The organism is Gluconobacter roseus (assembly GCF_046058915.1).
Classification (GTDB): domain Bacteria; phylum Pseudomonadota; class Alphaproteobacteria; order Acetobacterales; family Acetobacteraceae; genus Gluconobacter; species Gluconobacter roseus_A.
This window is the reverse complement of sequence record NZ_CP175538.1, coordinates 153,860-169,849: the sequence shown is the minus strand read 5'-3', so window position 1 is coordinate 169,849 and position 15,990 is coordinate 153,860. Positions and strand designations below refer to the sequence as shown.

Here is a 15,990-nt window from a genome sequence, read left to right as displayed (position 1 = left end):
GTGATGAGCAGTCCTGCCAGAGACGCTCAGAAAGAGACCCCATACGAATACTCTGGCACCTCTTCGGATAGCCGATGGCTTCTCTTTCGCCTGCTCCTGCCCGCGACGGGTGCTTCTGCCGTCGTCCTGCTAAAAATTATCAAGACCGGAACAACCACTGTTCTTCAGTCTGCAGGAGATCTGCCAACGTCACTGCGCAAGACAATCGCTGGTGAAACCGTTCTTGCTGCAGATCGCGCCCAGAACAGCGAGGGCTCTTTTCGCGGACAGTTCTCCGAAGACTGGTCATTTCTTGGATGTCCTGTTCCTCCCCATCATGACAGCCGGACGAACCAGTTCCTGGTCGCCCTCTATCCGGCAGGAAAAAGCCTCCATCCTGCCGCCCACAGCGCCCTGCAGGATGTCGCAGGCCAGATTGCGGGCCAGCCGGAACATCACGGGAAATCATCTCTTCCCGACCGCGAAGAAAGCCTCCATGTTCTGCATCAGTTCATCGAGAGAACAGGCAAACTTTCACGGCGTGCCGTCTTCAGTCTGATTCATCTCAATCTGGATCATCTGTCACTCATCAATGAACGTTACGGATGGGATACGGCCGATCTGATCCTTGCTGAAATGATCCGCCGCCTTAAAGCCGTTCTTCCGGAAGGATGCTTCCTGAGTTCCGTTGGTGGTGGCCATTTCATGGTTCTTACCCCGCCTGGCACAACGGCCGTGACGACACGCTCCCTCGTCAACGCGATCCTGAAAATCTCCAGCACGCCCGTCTCTCTGGACATGGGCGCCATTCCCTTCTCGATTTCGGCAGGCTGGAGCGTGTATCCGCAGGACGCCGAGGACGCGAACCAGCTTATCCTTGCAGCCCGCGCTGCACTGACTGAAGCCAATCGCACCGGTGGTGGCCATGAACGCCGTGCCAGTGCGGAACTCACCAACGCCTACGCTGTCACATCCAATCTGGAGCAGGATCTTCTCAAGGCGGTTGAGGATGATGCTCTTTTCCTGAAATGGATGCCCATCGTCGATACGGCGTCCCAGAAAATCGTCGGACATGAGGCTCTTCTGCGCTGGACCCGCCCCGGACATGGCGAAGTCGCCCCGAACCTGTTCATCCGCTATGCCGAAGAAGTCGGCATGATCGAGGCGCTGGACAGTTGGAGTCTGCGCAACGCCTGCCAAGCGGCCCTGCACTGGCCCATTCCTTTGCGAGTCTGCGTGAATGTCTCGCCCGTATGGCTAGTGAATGAACGGCTGGCGGCCCTTGTCGATGCTGTGCTGACAGAAACCGGTCTTGCGCCCGAACGCCTGCAGATCGAACTGTCGGAGTGCAGACCTTTCGGCCCGTCAGATATTGCCTTCCGCGAACTCTCCCGCGTCCGGGCGCTCGGTGTAAGACTTGCCATTGACGATTTCGGAGCGGGATATTCCTCGCTGGAGCGGTTGCGAATCTATCCGCTGAACCAGATCAAGCTGGATCGCGCCTTCGTTCAGTATCTTGGCGAGGATATGCGGGCCGATGAGATCATGTATGCCATTCTCTCTCTTGCGCGCTCCCTGAACATTACGTGCTGCGCAAAAGGCGTGGAGACAGAACACCAGATGGCCATTCTTGATGCCAATGGATGCGAGGAAGTCCAGGGCTATCTGCTGGGCGCACCCATCCGGGATAGTCACGTCCCACACCCTGCCCAGGCATAAAAAAGCCGCTCCCCCTCAGGGAAGCGGCTTTTTAAACTTGTCACCTGCGGACAGATCAGAATTTGACCGAAAGCTTGAGCGATCCGTAGTTGAACAGACCGGCCTTCTGGGTCTGGAACTGCGCCGTCTGCCAGTTCTGGCTGTAGGACAGACGGACCCCATGCCACATGACCGCCACACCGGCATGGATCTCGCCAACATCCCAGACCTTGTCGACATGCGGCGCATTGGGACGAACCGTGCTGCCCTGAAGCGTCACGTCATATCCCACGGCCTGCCCTTCGACACCGCCATAGAAGTACCAGGCAAAAGGACGAGTCGCACGGAATGCATCCGTGCCGTCCAGCCCCGGCCCGATCGTCGCATTGCCGAAATCGCTATCCAGCCCCTGCCCGATGCGGAACGTCGTCGCTACGTCAGCGTAAGTCCGGTAGTCACCGGCCGCGCCTGAAATTGCCGGCAGAACATCCGCATGGATGCCATAGACATTCAGAACTGGCACACGCCAGATCCGCCCGGCCTGAACCTGGAAGATCGGCTGGTTTGCAAGCTGATGGCCCCAGCCCGTGCTCGGCGTATCGCTGATGGCCTTGTGAAATCCGTTCTGGACCTGACGCCCGAGTCCAGACGGACCAAGCATGCCGAACTGGATTCCCATTACGGTTCGGGAAAGATCGGTATCGTTGATGAGGTTGACCGTTCCCAGCAGCAGACCGGCATAAGGCCGGTCACCCTGCGGCGGATTGTCAGCCTGCGTGTCGCGCGGCGTATCGATGATCTGCTGCAGACCAATGCTGATACGCTGGACGCCGTCTCCCATCAAAGTGCGGTTCAGCTTGGCGATCGGACGGGGAAGGTTATCCGTCCCGGACGTCCAGTTGATGCGCAGACCGGACGTATAATACTGATCCGACGTTCCTTTCAGGGTGGAAATGGCGTCGTTCTCGCCCTGGACGGTCCAGGTTCCGTACGGATCCTGTAACGGTGTGGCCATCGCAGAAGAAGACAGCGCCAGCACGGCAGTGGCTCCAATGGAAAAAGTCAGTCGGCTTCGCATGGGCACCTCTGTTACGCGCGGGGTCCGGAACCACCAAGTACTGGAGAACGTGTGTATGTCATTTCCGTACGCCGAATCAAAGTCTCCACGAAACTCATCTCAATCTTAAAATTAGCGCGAGTTATGTTTCAGCCCCATATTCCCTGTGGCAGAGAAGGAAAAAAGCGTGCTAGTGATTGCTGCAGGAAAGAAACAGCGTCGTTTTTTTCCAAATTTTTGAAATTACGTCACGGCAGGCCCAGCCCTACCATGACACCCCAGTCTCGGGATTAGACCGTTGAGAAACAACAGAACCGACCGCAGCAGCTTCAACTCACCTCGCCGCGGCGGGTTTGACGACACATACTCGTCCCAGCCGTCCTATGGCGACCGTGGAGGCTTTGGTGGTGGCAATGGTGGTGGTGGCTACGGCGCCCCCCGCCGCAACAGCTTCGTCGCAGCTTCAGGCCCGGAAATCAGCTCCCGCGTGAAGTGGTTCAACACCGAGAAGGGTTTCGGTTTCGTTGAACTGTCCGACGGCTCGGGCGACATCTTCCTGCACGCCAACGCCCTGACGAACGCTGGTGTCAGCAACGTCAATCCGGGTGCGACCGTTGTGGTCCGCATCGGCCAGGGCCCCAAGGGCCGTCAGGTCGCTGAAGTTCTCTCCGTTGACGAGAGCACGGCAGAAGCACCGCGTCCCCGCGCTGCTTTCGGTGACCAGCCGCGCTTCGGTGGCGCACGTCCGGGCCGTCCGGCTCCGGATCTGTCCCGCGCTGAAGACATGCGTGGCACGGTCAAGTGGTACAACGCCACGAAGGGCTTCGGCTTCATCACGCCGGAATCCGGCGGCAAGGACATCTTCGTCCACGCCTCCGCTCTCGAGCGTTCGGGCTTGCCGACGCTTGACGAAGGCCAGACGATCAACGTCAAGGTTGTTCAGGGCCAGAAGGGTCCGGAAGCTGCTGAAATCAGCGCTGACTGAATGACCCGGACTTCGGTCTGAGTAAAAAAGCCGCTGCCAGCTTCTGCTGCAGCGGCTTTTTTCATGCTCGGATCTTCAGATTTCAGGCAAATAAAAAAGGCCGAAAACTCCGGCCTTTTTTATGATGATCCATAAGGATTTATGCGTCAGTAATCTTTGCCGCTGCTCCGGACCAGTCGGGCCTTGTCGCGTTTCCAGTCACGTTCGGCAATGGCATGGCGCTTGTCTTCCTTGCGGCGTCCCTGACCGAGGCCCAGTGTCACTTTCGCCATACCACGGGCATTGAAGTGAATATCAAGCGGCACCAGACTGGCGCCCGCACGGCTGACAGCGCCCAGAAAATGTGCGATCTGCTTGCGATGCATCAGCAGCTTGCGCGGCGCACGCGGCTCGAAGCGGGAGAGGACACCGCCCTGATATTCCGGAATGTAGGAATTGAAGAGCCAGATTTCGCCATCACGTTCAGCCGCATAAGCTTCCGTAATGGTCGCCCGACCGAGACGCAGGCTTTTCACCTCCGGTCCCTTCAGCACGATTCCGGCCTCTGTTGTCTCCAGAATGGTGTAATCGAACCGCCCCTTGCGATTCTGTGCGGCCATTCCATGAGAAATCATGCCGCTCTTGGTTTTCTTTCCCGCCATACCTGCAATCAGTCCAGAAGCTCGAGAGAACGCAGAGCCTCGTCAATGGCCAGACGCGTTGCCTCCTGCGGTTCCGCAAGAGGCAGGCGCAGCGTCGCGTTGCACAGGCCCAGTCTGGATAGAGCGTATTTCACCGGCCCAGGGTTGCTTTCCATGAACATGGCATCATGCAGCGGTGTCAGATGATCCTGAATGGCGATCGCATCCTCGATCCGCCCTTCCTGCCAGGCCAGATGCATGTCGGCACACAGATGCGGCACGACATTGGATGTCACGCCAATGCACCCGTCGCCGCCCGCAGCAAGAAAGGACAGGACGCTGTTGTCGTCGCCGGAAAGCTGGTTGAACGGCTTGTCCACGGCACGACGCACTGCAATCGGCCGGGCCATATTGGCCGTCGCATCCTTGGTTCCAACGATATTCGGGTGTTCGGCAAGACGCGCCATGGTCGCGACCGAGATATCCACGACTGACCGCCCAGGGATGCAGTACAGGAACATCGGCAGCGGCGTTGCATCGGCAATCGTCATGAAATGACGATACAGTCCTTCCTGCGTCGGCTTGTTGTAATACGGCACAACCACCAGCACGCTGTCAGCCCCGACCGAATGGGCGTGCTTTGCCATGAGAACGGCTTCGGACGTGCTGTTGGAGCCTGCGCCTGCCATGACGCGCACACGGCCATTCGCGGTCTCGACGCAGTGCGCCACAACACGACCATGCTCCTCATGGGACAGCGTCGGACTCTCGCCTGTCGTGCCGGCCGGGATCAGGGCCGTCGTGCCCGCTTCAATCTGACGCTCGATCAGCTTGGCCGAAACGTCGAAATCAATCCGTCCATCCGTATGCATCGGTGTGACCAGAGCCGTCAGCGACCCCTGATACATGCTCGTATCCGTCATTATTCCGCCTTCTATCATGGGCTCTGCCTGTCCTGCCGTCACGCTGAACGGCGCGAAAGGCTGCTTGGGTACACACCCAGAATTCTGAGATCGTCGCTGACCTGCTCCAGTTCTGCGAGCGCCGCCGCCAGCGGGGCCTGCTCCGGATGTCCCTCAACATCCATCAGGAACTGCGTCGCCGTGAACGAGTCGTCCAGCATGTAGCTTTCGATCCGCGTCATGTTGATACCATGCCGGGAAAATCCACCCAATGCCGCATAGAGCGCACCCGGACAGTTTCCAACGCGCATCAGCAGTGTCGTGAGCACATCTTTGCGCTCTGGGGAAGGAATGCAAGGTTTGCGCGCCACACGATAGAAGCGTGTGGTGTTATGCGAAGCGTCTTCGACATTGCTGCGCAACACCGTCAAACCGTTCAGTTCGGCCGCCAGAGACGACGCGATCGCAGCATCTTCCCTGCGCCCCCACTGTGCGACCATCTCAGCCGCACCAGCCGTATCGAACTGCACCACCGGCTCCACGCCCAGTTCGCTGATCAGCTTGCGGACCTGGCCCAGCGCGACAGGATGCGTGTGAATCCGGCGCACGTCTTCAATCTTCGCGCCCGGTATGCCGAGAAGGCAGTGCTCGACCCGCTGAAAATATTCTCCGACAATGTGAAGCCCGGCATCGGGCAATAAAGAATGAATATCCGGCACACGCCCGGCCAGCGTATTCTCGCAGGCCAGCAGCGCCTCGTCGGCCCGCCCGTCATGCACGGCGTCAATTGCATCGGCGAATGTCGGACATGGCAGCGTGGTCCAGCCCGGACGTGCCTGACGGCAGGCCAGATCGGAATAGGCGCCAGGACGGCCCTGAAATGCAATGACCGGCATCAGACCAACCCTCTCACATGTTCCAAATCAGCAGGCGTATCCACGCCCTGCGGCGCATGGTCAATCCTTGCGCAGCCAATCGTCATGCCCGCCTCCAGCGCGCGAAGCTGCTCCAGACTTTCCCGACGTTCCAGTGCTGACGGCGCAAGAGCCACAAAACGCCCCAGCGCTTCCCGGCGCCAGGCATAGACGCCCACATGATGCCAGTGCGGCCCCTCACCCCATGGAATGGGCAGTCGCGAGAAATACAGCGCGCGGGTGACAGCCTCTTCGCCGAATGCACAGGCAATCTTTACAACCTGCGAGGCGTCGCGTTCAGCCTCACTTGTCACCGGAGCCGCCAGCGTGCCGATATCGAACGTCGGATCTTCGAGAGGCTTCAGAACAGCAGTCAGGCTGGAGGGCTCAATCAGGGGCAGATCTCCCTGAAGATTAATGACCACATCATGCGCGCCATCCGGGTCCACTTCCGCCAGGGCCGCGTGCACCCGGTCCGAACCACTCGCCAGCGCCGAGTTGGTCAGCACGCCGCGCACACCGGGAATATCCCTGACGACATCAAGGATCTCTGCATCTCCTGCCGCTACGACTACAGGTCCGATCTCTGCTGCCCGCGCCCGGCGGACAACCCGGACGATCATTGGGACGCCCCCAATATCAGCGAGGGCCTTGCGCGGCAGGCGGGTCGAAGCAAGTCTGGACGGAATGACGATGATCGGATGCATGGCCCCTCTGATGCCGCCCGCCACAACGGGCGTCAATCTCAGGTCATGCTCAAGCGACGGGAATAGACGAAAATCATGAGTGAAACGGTTCTGCAGACTGCCATCGACGCTGCGACAGCCTGCGCGGACATCGCCCGCCGGACCGTCCTGCCCCATTTCCGGACGTCCCTTCGCGCCGACGCCAAATCCGATGACAGTCCCGTCACCATCGCAGACCGTCAGGCCGAGCAGGCCATGCGCGCCATTCTCGAAGAACGCCTGCCGGAGCATGCCATCCTTGGTGAAGAAAACGGCATAAGCGGTGCCAGCAGTGACTGGCTCTGGGTGCTGGATCCCATTGATGGCACACGTGCGTTTCTGACCGGTCGCCCGACGTTCGGCACGCTTATCGCGCTGTTTCACAAAGGCCGTCCCGTGCTCGGACTGATCGACCAGCCTGTTACCGGCGAGCGCTGGATTGGTGTTTCTGGCCATCCGACCCGCTTCCTGTCCGATCGCCTGCCCGGCACTGTCGGAACGCGGCCCTGCCCGCAGGCAGCCGAGGCCGAGCTCTCCTGCACCGCCCCCGAAATCATGACTGCCGCGCACGCTCCGCGCTTTGCCAATCTGCAAAAACACACCCGCCGCACATCCTGGGGTGGAGACTGCTATGCGTACGGACTGCTTGCCCTTGGCCAGATCGACGTCATTGCCGAATGCACGATGAAGCCCTGGGACTGGGGGGCGCTTGTTCCGGTTGTTGAAGGCGCAGGCGGCCGGATCACGGACTGGCAGGGACAGCCTCTGACACTTGAAAGCGATGGCACTGTTCTGGCCTGCGGAGACGCAATCTTGTTACCCGAAATTGTCCGCCACCTTTCCTGAATCCCGCCAATCGGCTAGGGAGAGGGCCCCGGCGGACGTGGCGGCAGGCATGAGCCGGGACTGGTCTGGCCACGGCCAGGTCTCTGATGGAACCAGTTTGAATTGAAACCGGAGCCTTCCGGTTCATGACCGGGACGGATTTATGGAAACGCAGTTCTCTCTCCCCAAGAACAAGATCCGCATTCTTCTTCTGGAAGGCATTCATGAGAGTGCCGTGGCCCATTTCGCCGCACAGGGCTACACCGAGGTTACACGCGTCAAGGGCGCGCTCGAAGGCGACGCGCTTAAAGAGGCCCTTCAGGGCGTGCACATGGTCGGCATCCGCAGTCGCACGCAGCTGACCCGCGAAGTTCTTGAAGGCGCAGACCGCCTCATGGCCATTGGCTGCTTCTGCATTGGCACCAACCAGGTCGACCTGAACGCTGCACGCATGCTCGGGATACCTGTGTTCAACGCACCGTTCAGTAATACGCGCTCCGTGGCCGAACTGGTCATGGGCGAAGTGGTCATGCTGCTCCGTCGCATCCCGTCGCGCTCGGAAGCCTGCCACAAGGGCGGCTGGGACAAATCCGCCACCAACGCCTGGGAAGTCCGCGGCAAGACGCTCGGTATCGTGGGTTACGGCTCCATCGGCTCGCAGCTTTCCGTCCTGGCCGAAGCCTTTGGCATGCGCGTCGTATATTTTGACGTGATGCCCCGTCTGCCGCATGGCAACGCCATTGCCGTCTCCAGCTTGAATGAACTGCTGGCCCAGTCCGATATCGTCAGCCTGCACGTCCCGCAGACGCCGGAAACCGATCTGCTGATCGGCGAAGCGGAAATCCGGGCCATGAAGCCCAATTCCATCCTGCTCAACAACGCCCGCGGCAATGTCGTGGACCTTGATGCCCTCGCAGCTGCCCTGAAGGACGGCCATCTCATGGGCGCAGGTGTGGACGTGTTCCCGGTCGAACCGAAGAAGGCTGGCGAAGAGTTCAAGACGCCGCTTCAAGGGCTCGAAAACGTCATTCTTACGCCGCATATCGGCGGTTCCACCATGGAAGCGCAGGAACGCATTGGCGTCGAAGTCTCCCGCAAGCTGGTGGATTATTCTGACGTGGGGTCCACGATCGGGGCCGTCAACTTTCCCAGCGTCCAGCTCCCCGAGCGTCCCCGCGGCACGCGCTTCATGCACGTCCATGCCAACCGCCCCGGCATCATGCGCCAGATCAACGATTTGTTCGCATCGGAGAACTGCAACGTGACCGCCCAGTACCTCCAGACAGATGGTGAAGTCGGTTACGTCGTGGTGGAAGCCGAGTCGGAAAGCTCTGACATGGATATGAAGCTTCTGGATGGTCTCAAGGCTCTCGACGGCACCCTTCGTGCCCGCCTGCTGTACCAACGTTCCTGACACCCCTTGCGTTAACCAACGGGAAATAATTTCGGGCTAAGATTTGTCTTATGACAAGTCTCAGCCCGCACACACCTGCCCTTGCCCGCATCCAGAGCTTCGCCTTCTCCGGAATCGAAGCCGTTCCGGTCAAAGTCGAGGTTCAGGTCTCCAGCGGCCTCCCGGCGTTTCTCGTCGTGGGATTGGCGGACAAATCCGTCGGGGAAGCCCGCGAACGCGTCCGCGCAGCCCTGACCGCTATGGGACTGGCGCTTCCGCCCAAACGCGTCCTGGTTAATCTCGTGCCGGCCGATCTTCTCAAGGAAGGCGCGCATTTCGATCTTCCCATTGCGCTCGGCCTGCTCTGCGCTATGGGGGTTTTGTCGTTTGAGGCAGTCTCGGCCTACGCCGCTGTCGGCGAATTGTCGCTGGATGGACGCATCAATCCCGTCACAGGCGTTCTGTCCGCTGCCATTGGTGCCGTCGAAGACGAGCTCGGACTGATCTGTCCGGCCGCGCAGGCGATTGAAGCACGCTGGGGCAATGGCAGCACGGACGTTCTCGGGGCGCCCACACTTGCGGCCCTCGTCTCCCATTTTCAGGGACAACAAATCCTGTCCCCGACGCCGCTCCCAACCGAACATTTTATCGAATACGGACCTGATCTCGCAGACGTCAAAGGGATGGCAATCGGACGACGAGCTCTGGAAATTGCCGCTGCCGGGGCGCACTCCATGCTCATGAGTGGGCCACCGGGTGCCGGAAAATCAATGCTCGCCAGCCGCCTGCCCGGCATTCTGCCCAACCTGACTCGGGAAGAAGCTCTGGAAACCAGTCGGATTCACAGTGTCTCCGGCATTCTGCAAAACGGGAGACTGGTTGTCCGACCGCCCTACCGCGCGCCGCATCACAGTGCGAGCCTTCCTGCCATTGTAGGTGGCGGCGCAAAAGCCCGGCCCGGCGAAGTCAGCCTTGCCAATAATGGCGTACTGTTCCTCGACGAACTTCCTGAATTTTCACGATCCTGTCTGGAATCCCTGCGCCAGCCGATTGAAACCGGCAGCATTTCCATCGCCCGTGCGGCCCACCACACAACCTATCCCGCCCGTTTCCAGTTCATCGCAGCCATGAATCCCTGCCGCTGCGGCTATCTGGGGGATCTCGAACGGAGCTGTCGCAAGGCTCCCCGCTGCGGCGAGGACTACACGGCCAAGATTTCCGGCCCGATGCTCGACCGCATGGATCTCTGCGTGCAGATCGATCCGTTATCTCCCATCGAAATCAGCCGCGCGCCGAAAGGAGAGAGTAGCGCCAAGGTTCGTGCTCGCGTGGAAATTGCCCGCCAACGCCAGATCGACCGTCAGGGCGTTCCCAATTCGCAGGTTTCCCCAGACCAGCTTGAGATGGACGACGATGCCCGCTCTCTCGCAGAACAGGCCGCCGAAAAACTGCGCCTGTCCAATCGTGGCATCACACGCCTGATCCGGGTCTCCCGTACTATCGCCGATCTGGAAGGCACCCAGAGCATCCAGCGCCATCACGTCGCTGAAGCCCTGACCTTCCGTCGCCGCTAGCGATTCAGAACTGGAGGCTGTCCAGCCCACGAGCCAGATCCGTCTTCAGATCCTCAACGTCTTCCAGTCCAATATGCAGGCGGAACGTCGCGGATGTCGGGCCACCTTCACCCGTTACGCGCCGGATATGCCCCGTGGTCGGCAGGACCAGACTTTCGTAGCCGCCCCAGGATGCGCCAATCCCAAACAGGCTCAGCCCGTCGATCATGCGTTCAGTGGCTTCAATGGAAATTTCCGGCTGAAGCTCCACCCCGAACAGGCCGCACGCTCCGGTAAAATCGCGTTTCCAGAACTCATGTCCCGGACAGTCTTCCAGCGCCGGATGCAGGACCCGCGCCACTTCAGGCCGCGTCTTCAGCCACTGTGCGATTTCCAGTGCCGAACGCGACTGATGCGCCAGCCGCACACCCATCGTCCGCAGTCCCCGCAGCGTCAGCCAGCAGTCATCCGGCCCGGCGCATAGTCCAAGCTGGATTGCGGCATCCCGCAGCGTTTTCCAGTGCGCCTCATTATTAACCGTGACCGATCCCATGATGACGTCTGAATGCCCGGCGGGATATTTCGACAGCGCCTGGATCGACACGTCTACACCATGGGTAAAGGGCTGGAACACGCCGATCCCCCAGGTGTTGTCCAGCATCAGGAGCGCTCCGGCCTTGTGCGCGATTCCGGCCAGCATCGGGACGTCCTGCACTTCGAAAGTGTGACTGCCCGGACTTTCCGCAAACAGCACCTTTGTCTCCGGTCGCATGAGCGCCAGAACTTCGTCTCGGGATGCCGTGGGAGGATAATAGGTCGTCGTCACCCCCATGCGCTGAAGCATGGTTCCCGCGAACCGCCGCGTCGGTCCGTAAACCGAATCGGGAAGCAGAAGATGGTCGCCGCAGCCCAGAAACGCCAGAAGCGGCAATGCGCAGGCGGCGAGCCCCGAACCGACAACCTGTGTATGGGTTCCGCCCTCGATCCGGCTGAGCATTTCCTCAAGCTGATGCTGGATCGGCGATCCCATGGCCCCGTAGACCACCTTATGGGCATGGCTGCGACCGTCCGTCCAATTCATGGCTTCCAGAGACGGAAACAGGACCGTCGACCCGCGGCTCACCGGCGCATTTACGAATGTTCCCGATTCCGGAAGCTCGTGTGGACGTCCCTCACGCACCAGCATGGACGCCATCCGGCTCCATCCCACGCTGACCTGCTTTTCCAGATCACTCATGCTTATCCCTCTCCCGTCACGACCGGGGCATCGGGGTCACTGCCCCATTCCGCCCAGGATCCATCATACAAAACCGCATCGCCATATCCCGCGATGGCCACGGCCGCCACGATTGTCGCGGCTGTCAGCCCGGAGCCGCAGGTTGCGATCACGGATTGGTCTTTTGCCGCACCCAAAATCTGCTTCAGTTCGTGTGACGGCAGAAAACAGCCATTGCCATCCACAAGACGCGTCCAGTCCATGCTCATTGCGCCGGGCATGTGACCGCTCCGTACACCGGGGCGTGGCTCCGGGACTGTCGCAGCGAACCGTGCTGCGCTCCGGGCATCCAGCACCAGAGCGTTCGTCTGCTCCAGTGCCTGTCGCACATCGCCCGAACCTGCAAGAAGCCCGTAATGTGTTCGGGGCCAGAAAACTGCGACGTCCCAAGTACTTGCGGCCCCTTGTTCAACCGGGCCGCCAGCTTTCACCCAGGCCTCAAGCCCCCCATCCAGAATCCGTACGTTCCGGTGGCCAAACAGCCGCGCAAGCCACCAGCCTCGGCAAGCGCCCACACTCCCGCGCCCGTCATAAAATACGACCGGCGTATTCTCACTCACACCCAGCGCGCCCATCAGCCTCGCAAACCGCGCAGCACCCGGCACCGTATGCGGAAGCGGGCTGTCCGGGTCCGCAAACACATCGATATCGAATCGCTGTGCATCAGGCAGATGGCGTTCGGTGAACGCAAAGTCGGGGTCGCCCTTCTGCCCCGGCAAAAGCACGCTGGCATCAAGGGGAATGAACCGGCCGACCTCGGAGATCAGGGTCGCGGCATCAACAAGTGGCGAGATCGTCATATCCTTACCATAGGTCGAGGGATGCGCCGGACGCCAGAGCGTGCCAAAGTAGCACTCCATGAACACGCAGCGCACAGAGTCATGCGAGCCGGGGCACGTCTCCGGCCCCCGTCAGGACCATGCTCCCGCATGACGACCGAGCGGATCCTTCTCGGCCTGATTCTGGCGGGAATCGCCTATGGCTGCGGCATCATCCTGTGGCCATTCCTTTCGGCCATCCTGTGGGCCGCGATCCTCGCCTTCACGACCTGGCCGATCTACCGCCGCATGCGCCGCCATGTCCGCCCTGTGCTGGCAGCCCTCGCCATGATGGCATTGAGCGCGCTTTTCATTGTTGTCCCGCTGGCCGTCCTGACCAGCGCGGGGATCAGCGACATTCCCGGCACGATTTCAGAAATCGATGCCCTAATCGTGCATGTTACCAGCGCGAACCCTCCTCCCGTCTGGCTGAACCGTATCCCGATGGCCGGTCCCCATCTCGTGAATGCCTGGCATCATTTCAGCCATGATGTCGGCGCTTTCGCGACCGAGGTGCTGCGTCCCTATGCCGGACAGATTGCCCATCTGACGCTGACGGTCCTGCTCCGCCTCGCCGGAGGCCTCGCTGAGCTGATCATGGCGCTGTTCGTCGCTTTCTTCCTGTGGCTCAACGGCGACACACTGGGGAACACCATCACAGCCCTGATCGACCGCATTGCTGGGCCCCGCACGACGCCACGTCTTATCAACATCATCGGTCGCACGGTTCGTGGCACGGTTTACGGCATCCTCGGCACCGCCCTAATCCAGGGTGTACTGACCGGCATCGGTCTCATGCTGGCGGGCGTGCCGTCTCCCGTCCTGCTGGCAGGCATTACCGCCTTCGTGGCCGTTTTTCCCATTGGTGCCCCGCTGGTCTGGGTTCCGGCTGCCATCTGGCTGGGCATGACCCACCATTTCGGCCACGGGCTGTTTCTGGCCATCTACGGCATCCTCATCATCTCGGGCGCCGATCACGTCATCCGCCCGGCCTTCATCGCCCGCGGTGCCCAGCTTCCTTACCTGCTGACCGTCCTTGGTGTGCTTGGCGGCATCGTGACCTTTGGTGGCGTGGGGATCTTCCTCGGCCCCGTCCTGCTGGCTGTCGGCTATACCCTGACCAGCGAATTTGCCGCCGGTCCCCATCATCGCGAACGCAATCCCCTTTACCTGCCGGAGCCTCCGAAATGACGACGTCCCTTTTGTCCGGAGCCTCTTTCAAGATTTTGAGCTGGAATCTCTATCGCTGGGAAGGTGCCTCGCTGGAAGACGTCCTAACGGTCATCCGTGCCGAAGACCCCGATATCGTCGTCATGCAGGAAGCGCAGGAGGCCGTTGATCAGCTTCCGGAAATCCTTGGCGGGTATTACGACCGCATCCCGCTTCCCGGGCGTCCACATGGAACAGCCTGCTGGAGCCGCCTGCCATTTACACGTCCACCATCATTCTGCCGCCTGCCCCGTGGCCTTCTGGTCAAGCGCACGGCCCAGCTGATTGATTTCGGCAGTTTCTCGCTCGCCAACGTCCATCTGTCCCATGGCCAGATCCTCAATCGGCGCCAGCTTCGCAGCATCAGCGCCAATATGCGCCACCGCGCCGTCATCATGGGTGATTTCAACCTTGTCGGTCCCGTCCTGCTTCCGGGCTTTCTGGATGTCGGACCCAAGGAAAAGACCCACCGGATGCTGAATCACGTTCCCCTGAGACTGGACCGCTGCCTCGTGCGTGGCCTGTCCCGTCTGGAGGCCCGGGCTCTGCCGCGCTTCGGCTCCGATCACCGTCCGATCTCCGTCACACTCAGACTGGGCGCGTAACAGCCTTACAGATACGGCAGCAGGAGCCTGATTGCGGAATTCCGCATCCGGATCGGGAATGGCATGCTGTCCAGATCATGATGCGTCAGCCGGTTGCACCGATGGGTTTCCATGAACGTGGACAGGTCTTTAGCCACGCCTCGGTCATAGATTTCCAGATTGATTTCGAAGTTCAGCCGCAGGGAACGCATGTCGATATTCGCACTTCCCACAAAGCTCCATTCGTCATCCACGACCATCAGCTTGGAATGATTAAACGGCGGATCGGCCATCCATACCCGGCAGCCCGCATCCAGAAACGGCCGCAGATTGGCATCCCGCGCATGGTCGATCAGCGCATGGTTGCTGCTCTTGGGCACGACAATATCGATCGTCACACCCCGCAATGCCGCAAGAATAAGTTCTGTTGAAAAACGGTCATCCGGCAGAAAATACGGCGTCATGACCCAGATATGCGAGCGGGCCAGCGAAAAGGCCTGCAGCATCCCGTATTCGATCTTTTCCAGATCCGTATCCGGGCCTGACGTCACGATCCGCATCGGCACGTCTCCCACCGGAGACGGCTCGGGCAGGTAACGCTCGCCTTCGAGTTCTTCTCCTGTCGTGAATGACCAGTCCCAGGCAAAGGATACGGCGAGCTGATGCACGATCGGCCCCTGAAGGCGGAAATGCGTATCCGCGACCGGCAGCTTGGTCCGCAGCCGGAGCATATTCTCCTCGCCGATGTTCAGCCCGCCCATGAAACCGACTGTCCCGTCGACCACCAGGATCTTGCGATGATTGCGCAGATTGATGAACGGCATGCGCCAGGGCCAGACCGAGTGCATGAACCGCGCGCAAGCCACCCCTTCACGCCGCAGCCGCCGCTCGATCCCGCAGCGGAAATACCCGCTCCCGATTCCGTCCACCAGAACCCGCACTGCGACCCCACGCCGCTTTGCGGCCACCAGAGCCTCGGCAAAACGCTGGCCAACTTCATCGTCCCTGAAGATATAGGAACACAGAATGATCGATTTCTTCGCCTGACCGATCGCTTCCAGCATCACCGGATAGGCATTGTCCCCGTCATGCAGGCAGGTGACAGAATTGCCCCGCATCAGCGGCCGTTCCGTCAGCCGCCCCAGCATTTTTGACAGCGGTGCCAGATTGCCCTCCACCGTCTGCCGGTACTGGGCCAGCGGATCGCGCCCCTCCCACAGATGCTGGTTGACCATCTTCTGCGCCCGGCGCCGGACACGATTGATGCCGAACATCAGATACAGCACTGTTCCCAGCAGCGGTGCGATCCAGCAGATGCCGATCCACCCTGTGCAGGATGCCGTGTCACGTTTGTGAATGAGAGCATGGACCGTCACGAAAACAGGAAGGATCCAGCGCAAAATCTGCGTGAGGATATGGAAAACGGTCCAGTGCGTCATAAATCTCCCTGTA

The 15,990-nt window shown here is 60.4% G+C and carries 15 protein-coding genes; 7 read left to right on the top strand and 8 right to left on the bottom strand.

Annotated elements, in window-relative coordinates; translation table 11 throughout:
- Nucleotides 1-3 precede the first annotated feature (3 nt).
- The gene (locus ACJ2A4_RS00835; protein ID WP_408873230.1) at nt 4-1,698 is read left to right on the top strand and encodes a putative bifunctional diguanylate cyclase/phosphodiesterase; all 1,695 of its coding nucleotides are present in this window, start codon (nt 4-6) and stop codon (nt 1,696-1,698) included.
- Nucleotides 1,699-1,753: 55 nt separating this feature from the next.
- Here ACJ2A4_RS00835 and ACJ2A4_RS00830 read toward each other — a convergent pair whose 3' ends face one another.
- Nucleotides 1,754-2,755: a lipid A deacylase LpxR family protein gene (locus ACJ2A4_RS00830; RefSeq protein ID WP_194258801.1), complete on the bottom strand. Its 1,002-nt coding sequence runs from the start codon at nt 2,753-2,755 to the stop codon at nt 1,754-1,756.
- A gap of 277 nt (nt 2,756-3,032) precedes the next feature.
- Between ACJ2A4_RS00830 and ACJ2A4_RS00825 the strand changes: the two genes are divergently transcribed.
- Nucleotides 3,033-3,719: a cold-shock protein gene (locus tag ACJ2A4_RS00825; RefSeq protein ID WP_011251660.1), complete on the top strand. Its 687-nt coding sequence runs from the start codon at nt 3,033-3,035 to the stop codon at nt 3,717-3,719.
- Between the two features lie 146 nt (nt 3,720-3,865).
- Here the strand turns inward: ACJ2A4_RS00825 and smpB are convergent, their stop codons facing one another.
- From smpB to ACJ2A4_RS00805, 4 genes are read right to left on the bottom strand one after another with little or no spacing between them, the layout of a single operon-like run.
- Nucleotides 3,866-4,360 (bottom strand): SsrA-binding protein SmpB, encoded by a 495-nt coding sequence (gene smpB / locus ACJ2A4_RS00820; protein WP_011251661.1) that lies wholly within the window; start codon nt 4,358-4,360, stop codon nt 3,866-3,868.
- Nucleotides 4,361-4,368: 8 nt separating this feature from the next.
- Nucleotides 4,369-5,262 carry a 4-hydroxy-tetrahydrodipicolinate synthase gene (gene dapA / locus ACJ2A4_RS00815; protein WP_408873229.1) on the bottom strand — a complete coding sequence of 298 codons (894 nt, stop codon included), beginning with the start codon at nt 5,260-5,262 and terminating at the stop codon, nt 4,369-4,371.
- Between the two features lie 38 nt (nt 5,263-5,300).
- The gene (locus tag ACJ2A4_RS00810) at nt 5,301-6,137 is read right to left on the bottom strand and encodes a prephenate dehydratase (protein WP_408873228.1); all 837 of its coding nucleotides are present in this window, start codon (nt 6,135-6,137) and stop codon (nt 5,301-5,303) included.
- Nucleotides 6,137-6,862 carry a 3-deoxy-manno-octulosonate cytidylyltransferase gene (locus ACJ2A4_RS00805; RefSeq protein ID WP_408873227.1) on the bottom strand — a complete coding sequence of 242 codons (726 nt, stop codon included), beginning with the start codon at nt 6,860-6,862 and terminating at the stop codon, nt 6,137-6,139. Before ACJ2A4_RS00805 ends, ACJ2A4_RS00810 begins: the two co-directional genes overlap by 1 nt.
- A 75-nt stretch (nt 6,863-6,937) precedes the next feature.
- Here ACJ2A4_RS00805 and ACJ2A4_RS00800 point away from each other — a divergent pair, with 75 nt between their 5' ends.
- From ACJ2A4_RS00800 to ACJ2A4_RS00790, 3 genes are all read left to right on the top strand, one after another.
- A complete protein-coding gene (locus tag ACJ2A4_RS00800) occupies nt 6,938-7,726 on the top strand; it encodes an inositol monophosphatase family protein (RefSeq protein WP_408873226.1) in 789 nt (262 codons plus the stop codon).
- Nucleotides 7,727-7,868: 142 nt separating this feature from the next.
- Nucleotides 7,869-9,119, top strand: coding sequence for a phosphoglycerate dehydrogenase (gene serA / locus ACJ2A4_RS00795; RefSeq protein ID WP_408873225.1), 1,251 nt, complete (start codon nt 7,869-7,871; stop codon nt 9,117-9,119).
- A 50-nt stretch (nt 9,120-9,169) separates the two neighbouring features.
- The gene (locus ACJ2A4_RS00790) at nt 9,170-10,672 is read left to right on the top strand and encodes a YifB family Mg chelatase-like AAA ATPase (RefSeq protein ID WP_408873224.1); all 1,503 of its coding nucleotides are present in this window, start codon (nt 9,170-9,172) and stop codon (nt 10,670-10,672) included.
- Nucleotides 10,673-10,676: 4 nt separating this feature from the next.
- Here ACJ2A4_RS00790 and metC read toward each other — a convergent pair whose 3' ends face one another.
- The gene (gene metC / locus ACJ2A4_RS00785) at nt 10,677-11,888 is read right to left on the bottom strand and encodes a cystathionine beta-lyase (RefSeq protein WP_408873223.1); all 1,212 of its coding nucleotides are present in this window, start codon (nt 11,886-11,888) and stop codon (nt 10,677-10,679) included.
- A gap of 2 nt (nt 11,889-11,890) precedes the next feature.
- Nucleotides 11,891-12,787, bottom strand: coding sequence for a sulfurtransferase (locus ACJ2A4_RS00780; protein WP_408873222.1), 897 nt, complete (start codon nt 12,785-12,787; stop codon nt 11,891-11,893).
- A 69-nt stretch (nt 12,788-12,856) separates the two neighbouring features.
- Between ACJ2A4_RS00780 and ACJ2A4_RS00775 the strand changes: the two genes are divergently transcribed.
- Nucleotides 12,857-13,936, top strand: coding sequence for an AI-2E family transporter (locus ACJ2A4_RS00775; protein ID WP_408873221.1), 1,080 nt, complete (start codon nt 12,857-12,859; stop codon nt 13,934-13,936).
- The gene (locus ACJ2A4_RS00770) at nt 13,933-14,559 is read left to right on the top strand and encodes an endonuclease/exonuclease/phosphatase family protein (RefSeq protein ID WP_408873220.1); all 627 of its coding nucleotides are present in this window, start codon (nt 13,933-13,935) and stop codon (nt 14,557-14,559) included. Before ACJ2A4_RS00775 ends, ACJ2A4_RS00770 begins: the two co-directional genes overlap by 4 nt.
- A 5-nt stretch (nt 14,560-14,564) precedes the next feature.
- Here ACJ2A4_RS00770 and cls read toward each other — a convergent pair whose 3' ends face one another.
- On the bottom strand, nt 14,565-15,977 hold the full coding sequence (cls, locus tag ACJ2A4_RS00765; RefSeq protein WP_408873219.1) for a cardiolipin synthase: 1,413 nt from the start codon (nt 15,975-15,977) through the stop codon (nt 14,565-14,567).
- Nucleotides 15,978-15,990: the final 13 nt, after the last annotated feature.

What these genes read in the sequence shown, in the direction of transcription:
- ACJ2A4_RS00790 (WP_408873224.1), top strand. Translation starts at nt 9,170, where the DNA reads ATGACAAGTCTCAGCCCGCACACACCTGCCCTTGCCCGCATCCAGAGC.
- smpB (WP_011251661.1), bottom strand. Translation starts at nt 4,360, where the DNA reads ATGGCGGGAAAGAAAACCAAGAGCGGCATGATTTCTCATGGAATGGCC.
- ACJ2A4_RS00780 (WP_408873222.1), bottom strand. Translation starts at nt 12,787, where the DNA reads ATGGAGTGCTACTTTGGCACGCTCTGGCGTCCGGCGCATCCCTCGACC.
- cls (WP_408873219.1), bottom strand. Translation starts at nt 15,977, where the DNA reads ATGACGCACTGGACCGTTTTCCATATCCTCACGCAGATTTTGCGCTGG.
- ACJ2A4_RS00775 (WP_408873221.1), top strand. Translation starts at nt 12,857, where the DNA reads ATGACGACCGAGCGGATCCTTCTCGGCCTGATTCTGGCGGGAATCGCC.
- ACJ2A4_RS00830 (WP_194258801.1), bottom strand. Translation starts at nt 2,755, where the DNA reads ATGCGAAGCCGACTGACTTTTTCCATTGGAGCCACTGCCGTGCTGGCG.
- serA (WP_408873225.1), top strand. Translation starts at nt 7,869, where the DNA reads ATGGAAACGCAGTTCTCTCTCCCCAAGAACAAGATCCGCATTCTTCTT.
- dapA (WP_408873229.1), bottom strand. Translation starts at nt 5,262, where the DNA reads ATGACGGATACGAGCATGTATCAGGGGTCGCTGACGGCTCTGGTCACA.
- ACJ2A4_RS00810 (WP_408873228.1), bottom strand. Translation starts at nt 6,137, where the DNA reads ATGCCGGTCATTGCATTTCAGGGCCGTCCTGGCGCCTATTCCGATCTG.
- ACJ2A4_RS00800 (WP_408873226.1), top strand. Translation starts at nt 6,938, where the DNA reads ATGAGTGAAACGGTTCTGCAGACTGCCATCGACGCTGCGACAGCCTGC.
- ACJ2A4_RS00835 (WP_408873230.1), top strand. Translation starts at nt 4, where the DNA reads ATGAGCAGTCCTGCCAGAGACGCTCAGAAAGAGACCCCATACGAATAC.
- ACJ2A4_RS00805 (WP_408873227.1), bottom strand. Translation starts at nt 6,862, where the DNA reads ATGCATCCGATCATCGTCATTCCGTCCAGACTTGCTTCGACCCGCCTG.
- ACJ2A4_RS00770 (WP_408873220.1), top strand. Translation starts at nt 13,933, where the DNA reads ATGACGACGTCCCTTTTGTCCGGAGCCTCTTTCAAGATTTTGAGCTGG.
- metC (WP_408873223.1), bottom strand. Translation starts at nt 11,888, where the DNA reads ATGAGTGATCTGGAAAAGCAGGTCAGCGTGGGATGGAGCCGGATGGCG.